Annotated in this window: 1 protein-coding gene; it reads left to right on the top strand. The window is 67.6% G+C overall.

Going from position 1 to position 565, the window contains the following annotated elements:
• Positions 1-565: LysR family transcriptional regulator (locus tag C9414_RS20910; RefSeq protein WP_219909137.1), on the top strand; the 565-nt coding region annotated here is incomplete at both ends.

Genomic DNA, 565 nt, shown 5'->3' with positions numbered 1-565 from the left:
CGTTTCATTGGAAAACATCCGTTTGCAATGGACCTGATCGTTCCCCTTCGGACCTTCGCCAAGGTGGCCGAGGTCGGCTCGTTCGCCGCTGCCGCCGACGCGCTGGACCTGTCGCCGCAGCTGGTCGGCAAGCACATCCAGGCGCTGGAGCAGCACCTGGGCGTGCGCCTGCTCAACCGCACTACGCGCAAGCAGAGCCTGACCGACTTCGGCCAGGCCTATCTGGCGCGGGCGCGGGTGATCCTGGAGGAAGTGGAGGGCGCCGAACAGCTGGCCGAAGTGGCGCGCGGGCGGCCGATGGGGCGCCTGCGCATCAGCGCGCCGGTCACCTTCGGCGTACATGCGCTGGGCCCGGCGGTGGTGGCCTACATGCAGGCCTATCCAGACGTGCAGGTTGATCTGAATCTGTCCAACAGCCTGGTCAACATCGTCGAAGACGGTTACGACCTGGTGTTCCGCACCGGTGATCTGGCCGACAGCGGACTGGTGGCGCGGCGGCTGGGGCCGTATCCGCTGGTACTGTGCGCGGCGCCGGCCTACCTGGCGTCGCGTCCGCCAATTGCCC

The sequence above is a fragment of the Bacillus sp. Nf3 genome, from assembly GCF_003028545.1.
Taxonomy (GTDB): domain Bacteria; phylum Bacillota; class Bacilli; order Bacillales; family Bacillaceae; genus Bacillus; species Bacillus safensis.
The sequence above is the reverse complement of the archived record's forward strand: the minus strand, read 5'-3'. Positions and strand labels throughout refer to the sequence as shown.